Source organism: Nocardioides sp. FY1077, assembly GCF_058681775.1.
This window is the reverse complement of record NZ_JBZWDB010000002.1, coordinates 978,715-988,569: the sequence shown is the minus strand read 5'-3', so window position 1 is coordinate 988,569 and position 9,855 is coordinate 978,715. Positions and strand designations below refer to the sequence as shown.

Annotated in this window: 8 protein-coding genes; all 8 read right to left on the bottom strand. The window is 71.7% G+C overall.

Going from position 1 to position 9,855, the window contains the following annotated elements; genetic code table 11:
* Nucleotides 1-778: 778 nt before the first annotated feature.
* A complete protein-coding gene (locus AC4OR8_RS09545) occupies nt 779-1,558 on the bottom strand; it encodes an ABC transporter ATP-binding protein (protein WP_492165303.1) in 780 nt (259 codons plus the stop codon).
* On the bottom strand, nt 1,555-2,469 hold the full coding sequence (locus tag AC4OR8_RS09540) for an ABC transporter permease (RefSeq protein ID WP_492165302.1): 915 nt from the start codon (nt 2,467-2,469) through the stop codon (nt 1,555-1,557). Before AC4OR8_RS09540 ends, AC4OR8_RS09545 begins: the two co-directional genes overlap by 4 nt.
* Entirely contained in the window at nt 2,462-4,582 is a 2,121-nt protein-coding gene (locus AC4OR8_RS09535) for a glycosyltransferase (RefSeq protein WP_492165301.1), read from the bottom strand. The genes AC4OR8_RS09540 and AC4OR8_RS09535 overlap by 8 nt, the downstream gene beginning before the upstream one ends.
* Complete coding sequence (gene glf / locus AC4OR8_RS09530; RefSeq protein WP_492165300.1) at nt 4,579-5,808, bottom strand: UDP-galactopyranose mutase; 1,230 nt, start codon at nt 5,806-5,808, stop codon at nt 4,579-4,581. Before glf ends, AC4OR8_RS09535 begins: the two co-directional genes overlap by 4 nt.
* Before the next feature lie 6 nt (nt 5,809-5,814).
* Nucleotides 5,815-6,720 carry a glycosyltransferase family 2 protein gene (locus tag AC4OR8_RS09525; protein WP_492165299.1) on the bottom strand — a complete coding sequence of 302 codons (906 nt, stop codon included), beginning with the start codon at nt 6,718-6,720 and terminating at the stop codon, nt 5,815-5,817.
* Nucleotides 6,717-7,643 (bottom strand): glycosyltransferase, encoded by a 927-nt coding sequence (locus AC4OR8_RS09520; protein WP_492165298.1) that lies wholly within the window; start codon nt 7,641-7,643, stop codon nt 6,717-6,719. The genes AC4OR8_RS09525 and AC4OR8_RS09520 overlap by 4 nt, the downstream gene beginning before the upstream one ends.
* Nucleotides 7,644-7,677: 34 nt before the next feature.
* Nucleotides 7,678-9,153 carry an LCP family protein gene (locus AC4OR8_RS09515; protein ID WP_492165297.1) on the bottom strand — a complete coding sequence of 492 codons (1,476 nt, stop codon included), beginning with the start codon at nt 9,151-9,153 and terminating at the stop codon, nt 7,678-7,680.
* Nucleotides 9,154-9,311: 158 nt separating this feature from the next.
* On the bottom strand, nt 9,312-9,842 hold the full coding sequence (locus AC4OR8_RS09510; RefSeq protein ID WP_492165296.1) for an acyl-CoA thioesterase: 531 nt from the start codon (nt 9,840-9,842) through the stop codon (nt 9,312-9,314).
* Nucleotides 9,843-9,855: the final 13 nt, after the last annotated feature.

Here is a 9,855-nt window from a genome sequence, read left to right as displayed (position 1 = left end):
CCCCGCAGCCCGCGCCGGGACCTGCCCCGGGCCAGCCCCAGCAGATGGTTGCGTGGTCTCGATACACCTCGTCGCTGGCGCTCCTCGGCACTCGACCACCGAAGCGGGCCGGGGCTCGTTGGCGAGTACGGCGCGCAGCGCCCGGCCCCTCATCGTTGGTTGAGCAGGGCGCGCTGGCGCCCGTGTCGAAACCCCCGCAGCCCGCGCCGGGACCTGCCCCGGGCCAGTCCCAGCAGATGGTTGCGGGGTCTCGATACACCTCGTCGCTAGCGCTCCTCGGCACTCGACCACCGAGAGGGGCCCCCTTCGTCGGTCGGCAGGGCGCGCTAGCGCCCGTGTCGAAACCCCGCAGCCCGCGCCGGGACCTGCCCCGGGCCAGCCCCAGCAGATGGTTGCGTGGTCTCGATACACCTCGTCGCTGGCGCTCCTCGGCACTCGACCACCGAAGCGGGCCGGGGCTCGTTGGCGAGTACGGCGCGCAGCGCCCGGCCCCTCATCGTTGGTTGAGCAGGGCGCGCTGGCGCCCGTGTCGAAACCCCCGCAGCCCGCGCCGGGACCTGCCCCGGGCCAGTCCCAGCAGATGGTTGCGGGGTCTCGATACACCTCGTCGCTAGCGCTCCTCGGCACTCGACCACCGAGAGGGGCCCCGGTCGTTGGTCGGCAGGGCGCGCTGGCGCCCGTGTCGAAACCCCCGCATCTCACGCTGGGACCTGCCCTGGTGAAGCCCGAGCGGACGGTCGCTCGGCCACGTGGGGCGGGCGGGATGGCGCCGGCCGACTCAGATGTCGGCGCCGAGCTCCTCGTCCTGCTCGTCCTCGGAGGCCGCGTCGTAGTGCAGGTACTTGATGCCGGCGTCGACCTCGCCGTCGTAGCCGACGCGACCTTCCTCCAGCACCACCACGCGGTCGCACATGCGGCGCACGGAGCCGGCGGCGTGGCTGACGTAGAGCAGCGTGCGTCCGCTGGCGCGGATCTCCTGCATCCGCTCGAGGCACTTCTTCTTGAACGGCCGGTCCCCCACCGCGAGCACCTCGTCGGCGAGGAAGATGTCGGAGTCGACGTGCACGGCCACCGCGAAGCCGAGGCGGGCGAACTGGCCCGAGGAGTAGTTGCCCACCGGGGAGTCGAGGTGGCGGCCGATGTCGGCGAACTCGATGATGTCGTCGAACTTGCGGTCGGTCTCGCGCTCGGTCATCCCGAGCACGGCGGCGTTGAGGTAGACGTTCTCCCGGCCGGTGAGCTGGGGGTGGAAGCCGGCGCCGGTCGCGATCAGCCCGGCGATGCGGCCGCGGGTCAGGACCTGCCCGGAGTCGGGGCGCATCACGCCGTTGATCAGCTTCAGCAGCGTCGACTTGCCGGAGCCGTTGAGCCCCATCAGGCCGATCGACTCCCCCTGCTCCACGCTGAACGACACGTGGTCGACGGCGCGGAAGGTGTCGCTGGTCTCCTGGCCGCGCGCCTTGGCGACGGTGACCTGCTTGAAGGTGCGGTGGTAGCGCAGCGTGAACGACTTGGTGACGTCGTCGACGACGATGGAGGTGTTGGCGGGGTGGCTCAATTCAGGCGCTCCGGGATCTTGTCCTCGAGCGCGCGGAACACGAGCTGGGCGATGACCAGGGCCACCAGCGACACCCCGACCATGGCGACGCCGCGGGTGAACAGGTCGTCGGGCAGCTCGGTGCGCGCAGTCGCGGCGGGGTCGTCGGTGGTGCCGACCCAGAAGGCCCGCTGCACGAGCAGCACGGCCTCGGCCAGCGGGTTGAGCAGGTAGTACTGGGCGGCGGCGCCGAAGCGCTCCTCCACGATCGCGTAGGGGTAGATCATCGGGACGCCGAAGCGCACGAAGTTGGTGAGGATGCCGACGACGCTGGCGAAGTCGCGGAAGTAGACGTTCGCGACGCTGAACAGCAGCGCCAGCGCCGTGGCCAGCAGGATGATGATGAGCAGCGCCAGCAGCACCGCCACCGGCACCATCGGGTCGGGCTCCCAGCCGTAGAGCAGGCACACCACCACGAGGATCACGATCTGCGGGGCCACGTGGTAGAGCGAGACCAGCATCGACGCCACCGGGAACATCTCCCGTGGCAGCGCCATCTTCCGCACCAGCGACTTGTTGCGCACGATCGAGCGGGTGCCGGCGTTGAAGGTCTCGATGAAGAAGTGCACGACGATCAGCGCGGCGAACACGTGCACCGCGAAGTTCTCGGTGCCGCGGTCGAGGAGCTTGCCGAGGATGAAGTAGTAGATGAGGAACTGGCTCAGCGGGTTGATGTAGGACCACAGCAGGCCCAGGAACGACCCGGAGTAGCGCGCGCTGATCTCGCGGCGCACCAGGAGCTTCAGCAGGTAGCGGTTCTGGAAGACGCCGAGGAGCCCGGCGCGCGCCGTCGGCGAGCGCAGCTCGGCGTCGACGTGGCGGCGCGGCGGCTCTGCCACCGCCGCGCCGGACGTGGGGGTCGTGTCAGCCATCGGCCCCGTCCGGACCGGCCTGACCGGCCTGACCGGTGGCCGGCGCGCTCCCCTGCGCCTGGTCGGGAGCCAGCCACGGGCGGAAGGTCTCCTCCCACGCCTCGGGCGAGGTGATCTGCGGCAGGGCGTCGCGGTAGCGCTGGGCGAGGTCGTCCCACTCGGCGGAGAGCCGGCGGTGGATCGACACGGTGCGCTTGAGCTGGTCGACGAACAGGTCGCGGTCGCGGCGGTAGAACGCGGCGGAGGTCTGGTCGGGCAGCGAGACGATCACCGAGTCGTAGCGGGCGATCTTGTGCCACCGGGAGTCCTGGGCCATGATCTCGGCCTCCGGGTTGCTCTGGGCCAGGGCACGCGGGCGACGCAGCTGGCGCAGCGGCTGCAGCAGGGCCTGCACCGTGGCGGCCCGCCCGGAGATCACCGGTGAGGCCTCGCGGCCCTTGCGGGGCAGCTTGTGCCGCTTGACCTCGGGGAACGTGCTGGGGTCGGAGACCAGCGTGGCGTCGTCGTAGCCCTTCACCAGCGCCTTGATCTCCGGCAGCGTGGTGGGCAGCACGGCGTGCAGCACCTCGGGCCCGGCCAGCACGTCCTCGAGCGCCTTGTGGCGCAGCTCGACGGTGGAGTACTGCATCGAGACCATGTGCTTGACCTGGTGGTTCAGGCTCTCGCGCAGCAGCCGCCCGCCGCGGGGGTAGGGCGAGTGCAGCAGCGCGGCGATCATTCGGTTGCGCACGTGGAAGTACGACTGCCAGTCGAGCGCGTCGTTCTTGTCGGTCCACGGCACGTGCCACACGGCCGCGCCCGGGAAGCTCACCGTCGGGTAGCCGGCGGCCTTGGCGCGCAGGCCGTACTCGGAGTCGTCCCACTTGATGAAGACCGGCAGCGACAGCCCGATGTCCTCGATCACCGCGGTGGGGATCAGGCACATGAACCAGCCGTTGTAGTCGACGTCGACGCGCGCGTGCAGCCAGCGCGTCGAGCGCAGGTTGCGGTCGGCGAAGTCCCAGCCGGCGAAGACGCCGGGCGCCGAGCCCCACCAGAACGTGTACGGCGAGACGCGCTCGCCGAAGGAGTGCAGCTGCGTCTTCTGGAAGATGCTGAACATGTGGCCGCCGACGATGGTCGTCTTGCGGCACAGGTCGCCGAAGGTGACCGCCCGCAGGATGCCCTCGGTCTCGCACTCCACGTCGTCGTCGAGCATCATCACGTACGTCGAGCGGCCGGCCTTCAGGCCCTCGTACTGGGCCCGCGCGAAGCCGCCGGAGCCGCCGATGTTGCCCTGCTCGATGATCCGCAGCCGGTCGCCCAGGGAGCTGGCCGCCTCCGGGAAGTAGGTGGAGTCGACCAGCTTCTCCTTGCCCTGCTCCATCACCACGACCTCGTCGAGGACGTCGTCGAGCTGGGGCGAGTCGCCGATCTGGCTGAGCAGCTTGGCGCAGAAGTCCTGGCGGTTCATCGTGGTGATGCCGATGGTGACCGTGCCGCGCTGCGCCCGGTCCTGCGGCACCTCGGCGGTCCACTCGGCGCTCTCCACGACGGCGTCCTCGTCGGCGGCGACCACGTCGTACCAGTACCAGCCGCCGTCCACGAACGGCTTGAGCGGCAGGTCGAAGGAGAACTCGCCGCCGGCGCCCTCGCCCGCGGACTCCACGGTGGCGGCGTCGACGCGCTGGCTGCGGCCGTTGGCCATCGAGCGGTAGACGGTGACCGTCGCGCCCTCGCCGCGCACCCGCACCGTCAGCCGCACCGCGGTGACCACGGTGTGCCGACGCCAGTAGGAGGCCGGGAAGGCGTTGAAGTAGGTGCCGAACGAGACGCTGTCGCCCTGCTCGACGCGGTACGCCGTGCGCGACTCGATCTGGTCGGGGTGGATCTGCGCCGCGCCGCGGGCGGCGTTCTGGATGCGGCTCGCGATCGCGTTGGCCTCGACCGACGCGCGGCTGGTGCCGATGTCGAACTTGTCGGCGTCGAGCGACGCGGGGTCGGGGTCGACGTAGAGCTTGATCACGTCGGTGTCGCGCCCCGCCGGCATGATCTGGCGCTGCAGCAGCACCCGGGCGGTGCCGGGCGTCACCACGTCGAGGTCCTCGGTGGTCTGGGTGTGGGTCACGGTCATGCGTCGACTCCTCCGCTGGTCAGCGGCGCACCGTCGGCGAAGTGCGGCGCGAGCTTGTTGTCGTACATCGACAGCGCCGACCCGATGGCCATGTGCATGTCGAGGTACTTGTAGGTGCCGAGGCGCCCGCCGAACAGCACGAGCGGCTCGGCCTTGGCCAGGTCGCGGTACTTGAGCAGCTTGGCGCGGTCCTCGGCGGTGTTGATCGGGTAGTAGGGCTCGTCGCCCTCCTCGGCGAAGCGCGAGTACTCGTGCACGACGATGGTCTTGCCGGGCAGGTAGGTGCGCTCGGGGTGCAGGTGCTTGAACTCCAGCACCCGCGTCCACGGCACGTCGGCGTCGTTGGCGTTGACCACGCCGGTGCCCTGGTAGTCGTCGACGTCGAGGGTCTCCGCCTCGAGGTCGATGGTGCGCCACGACAGCCGGCCCTCGCGGTTGTCGAAGTACTCGTCGACGGGGCCGGTGTAGACGATCGGCACCGCGCCCTTGTACTGCGCGGACACCTCGGGGTCGAGGAAGTCGACGCCGAGGCGCACCTCGATGTTGGGGTGGTCGGCCATCCGGGTCAGCCAGGCGGCGTACCCGTCGACGGGCAGCCCCTCGTGGGTGTCGTTGAACCAGCCGTCGGCGAAGGTGTAGCGCACCGGCAGCCGCGTGATGATGTCGGCGCCCAGCTTGGTGGGGTCGGTCTGCCACTGCTTGGCGGTGTAGCCCTTGATGAACGCCTCGTAGAGCGGGCGCCCGATCAGGCTGATCGCCTTCTCCTCGAGGTTCTGCGCGTCCTCGGTGGCGAACTCCGAGGCCTGCTCGGCGATCAGGGCGCGCGCCTCGTCGGGGGTGTGGGCCTTGCCGAAGAACTGGTTGATCAGCCCGAGGTTCATCGGGAGCGAGTAGACCTGCCCCTGGTACTTGCCGAAGACGCGGTGGCGGTAGCTGGTGAACGCGGTGAACCGGTTGACGTACTCCCACACCCGCTCGTTGGAGGTGTGGAACAGGTGGGTGCCGTACTTGTGCACCTCGATGCCCGTCTCCGGGTCGATCTCGCTGTAGGCGTTGCCGCCGATGTGGTCGCGGCGCTCGAGCACCAGCACGCGCAGGCCGAGCTCGGTGGCGCACCGCTCGGCGACGGTCAGGCCGAAGAAGCCCGCGCCGACGACGACCAGGTCGGGCAGGCCGGGCGAGGCGGGCTGGCCGGGCTGCTGAGGGGAGGCATCAGGGGAGGACACGGTCGGTCAGTCTACGGACGACGAGGGCAGGGTCCGCATCCCACGCGCGGCGCGCATGGCTCGGATCACGTTGCGTGCCTCCGCCCGCCCTCCGCGCAGCGGGCTGAGCAGGACCACCGCGGCGGTGACCAGCCACGGCTTGGCCCGCACCAGCGCGCTCTCGCCGTAGCGCAGGTGCACCACGAAGAGGTTGCGGTACATGTAGAAGCCCTTCCAGCCCGCCAGGTCGTGCTGCTGGTCGAAGTCGAGCTGGCGCACCAGCACCGCGTCGCGCACCGCCCAGATGCGGAAGCCGGCCCGGCGGGCGCGCAGGGCGAAGTCGACGTCGTCGTAGAAGATGAAGTAGGAGTCGTCGGGCAGGCCCACCGCCGCCACGACGCGGCGGTGCACCATGAAGCCCTCGAAGGCGACGTTCTCCAGCTCGACGCGCTCGGGCATCGCCGCCCGGGTGCCGTAGGTGGTCTCCACCATCGCGGTCTTGGGCTTCACCACCCACGGGTGGGTCAGGTCGAAGCGGAGCGCGGCCTTCTCGCACAGCCGGCCCGCGGTGTCCTCGCGCACCGCCATCAGGCAGTCGCCGTCGGTGTCCATCAGCACGTCGAGGCAGTCGGGGGCGGGCACGACGTCGTCGTCCATCAGCCAGATGCGGTCGTGGCCCGCGTCGTAGGCGGTGCGGACGCCGACGCGGAAGCCGCCGGCTCCCCCGGTGTTCTCGGGGAGCCGCACCACCTGCAGGTGGGGCACGGTGGCCTGCGCCAGCACCCGCGCGGTGTGGTCGGAGCTGGCGTTGTCGACCACGATCACGGCGTCGGGCGTGCGCTCCAGTGCCGCCAGGCCCTCCAGCATCCGCGCCAGCAGGTCGGCACGGTTGAAGGTGACGACCACGACCGCCACGCTCTCCCGCGCGCTCACGCCAGGTACTTCCGGTGGCCGGTGAAGTCGTCGCGCAGGCCGGCGCGCATGGCCCGGGCGCTCAGCCGCAGCCGCGCCGCGCTGGGCCGGGTGAAGGTGTAGAACCACGCGGTCTTGCCCACGAACGCCAGCGCGTGCGGCCAGCCGCGGTAGTCGCGCAGGTTGAGCAGGTTGTTGCGCGCCATGCAGTAGTGCTTGAGGTCGCTGGGCGTGTGGTTGTACGTCGAGCGCCCGAAGGCCATCGGCGCCCCCAGGTCGTCGGTGGCGGGGTGGTGCACCGCGGCGCCGACGACCGTGGCGACCCGGGCACCGGCGGCGCGGGCGCGCAGCAGGTACTCGACGTCGTCGCCCCAGATGAAGAACTCCGCGCGCGGCAGGCCGATGCGCTCCACCAGGTCGCGGGTGACCAGCACGCCGTTGAACGGGATGACCACGTCGCGGATCAGGCCGTCGCGTGCGGCGGCCTCCACGTCGTCCATCGCGTGCACGACGGTGGCGCCGCCGGGCAGGCGGATGGGGAAGACCAGCCGGCGCGGGTCGTCCTCGGCCACCACCACGGGTCCCCAGAAGTCGAGGTCGTCGTGGGCCAGCAGCCGCTGCAGGCTGTCGGTCTCGGGGAGGCCGTCGTCGTCCATCATCCAGACGAGGTCGGCCCGCTCACCGTCGTGCGGCTCCAGCGCCCAGGCCAGGCCGTCGTGGAAGCCGCGCGCGCCGCCCCCGTTGTGCGCCAGCGTGCGCGACCGCACGTCGCTGCGCCCGCGCAGCCAGGCGCCGGTGCCATCGTTGGAGGCGTTGTCGACGACCAGCACCTCCGCCAGCCCGGGCACCTGGGCCAGGCGCTCGACGAGGCGCTGCAGCAGCGGGAGCCGGTTGTGGGTGACCACGACGGCCACGACACGGGGACTGATCGGGGCGTCGGGCACGGCGTCCACCCTAGGACGCCGTGCGCCGCGCCCGTCAGCAGGCGGTGCCGAGGTCCTGGGCCTGGTTGGCGGCGTAGCCCTCGCTGAGCGAGCCCACCGAGCCGCCGGTCACCGGCGCGTCGCCGTCGGCGGCGCTGCGGGCCCGCCGGCCCCCGGAGGCGGCGGGCGCGGGGGCCTCGGCCTCGGCGATCGCCTCGTCCACCTCGGCGTGGACCTTGTCGATGTCGGGGTGGGCGGTGTCGATCATCGGCGGCACCAGCGAGAGCGTGGACAGCTTCTGGCCCCGGGCCTTCATCGCCAGCGCCATGAAGGTGTCGAGCTCGGAGGCCGGGAGGTTGGTGGAGACCATCTCGCTGGAGGCGGCGGCGATGTCCTCGAAGTTGCGCACGGCGACCTGGGGGCTGACCTGCTGCAGCATCGCGTTCATGACGCACTTCTGCCGCGCCATGCGCGAGTAGTCGTCGGAGCCCTCACGGGCCCGGGCGTACCAGAGGGTCTCGAAGCCGTCGAGGACGCGCGTGCCGGGCTCGATGTAGCCGGTGACGTCGTCGCCGAGGCCACCGACCGGGATCGGCGAGCGCACGGTGAGCTCCACCCCGCCGACGGCGTCCACGAGGTCCTTGAAGCCCTCGAGGTTGACCATCGCCCAGTAGTTGATCCGCAGGCCCGTGATGCCCTCGACGGCGTCGACGGTGGCGTCGACGCCGGGGGCGTCGGAGTCGGGGAACAGCTCGGGGTTGTCCTGGGCCCAGGTGCTCACGCCGTTGAGGTAGCACCCCTCGCAGTCGAAGCCGTCGGGGAACTGCTCGTGCATGACCGAGCCCTTGCGGAACGGGAAGTCGGCCATGTTGCGCGGCAGGCCGACCAGCACGGTGCGCCCGGTCTCCACGTCGACGGAGGCCACCGTCATCGAGTCGGGGCGCAGGCCCCAGCGACCGGCGCCGGAGTCACCACCCATCAGCAGCACGTTGAAGCGGCCCTCGTGGGAGCCGGTGACGGTGGAGGCGCTGAACATGGTCTGGATGAAGTCGCGCTGCACCGCCACGACGTGGGCGCCGAAGAGCATCGTGCCGGCCACGCCGAGGCACAGCACGCCGTTCACACCGACGACGGCGCGGCGGTGGACGAGGGAGAGCGACAGCGGCTGGCCGAGGCGCCAGGCGTCGACGAACAGCGCCGCCCAGGCGATCGCGCCGACGAGCAGGGACAGGCGCAGCGCCAGCAGGAGGGAGGTGTTCAGGGCCAACGTGAGGGCGAGCCCGCGGTCGATCGCGACGGCCACGGCGGCCACGAGGAGCAGGGCGAGCACGCCCATCCACACCCGCAGGGCGATCCGGCCCACGCGGCGGTCACCGGCGACGAGCTGGGCCGAGCCGGGCGCCACCAGGGTCATCGCCATCAGCGCCAGGGCGCGGCGGAACCGCACGCGCGCGGCGCGGTCGGCCGCGCTCGGGCGCGTCGAGCCGGTCCGGTCGGACTGGTGCGACCCGGGGGAAGGGACGGGTGGCATCGGTGGTCACTCTCCTGCAGGACTGAAGGGGAAGGTCCTGCGCGCCAGTATCACCAGTCACAGCAGTCACACCCGTGCCGACGCGCCGCCGCCCCCGGGTCCGCCGGAGGTCTCACCCCCGCGGGGGGCCACCCCTCGCGGGCTCGGCGGGCGCGGGCTCAGCGACCCGCGGCGCGCCCGGCCTCGATCTCGGCCTTGCGGGCCAGCCGGTGGGTGCGGCGGATCTCCGCCTCCCGCCAGCGGCGCTCGTCGTCGGGCCCGCTCAGCTCCAACGGCGGCACCGCGCGCGGGCGCCCGGCGCCGTCCACGGCCACGAAGACGAAGTACGCCGACGCGACGTGCAGCCCGTCCTCGCGCGGGTCGTCCCAGGGCTGGGCCTCGACCCGCACCCCGATCTCCATCGACGACCGGCCGGCCCAGTTGACCTGCGCCATGGTGCGCACGATGTCCCCCACGTGCACCGGCTCGAGGAACACCATCTCGTCGAGCGCGGCCGTGACCGCGGGCCCGCCGCTGTGGCGCTGGGCCACCGCCCCGGCCGTCGAGTCGGCCAGCTTCACGATCTCCCCGCCGTGCACGCCGCCGAGCAGGTTGGCCTGCACCCGGGACGTGATCGTGGCCAGGGCCACCCGGGCGAACGACGCGGGCCGGCCGGTCAGGTCCGGCTCGAGGGCTCCACGCTGCTCCATGACGGCACGGTAG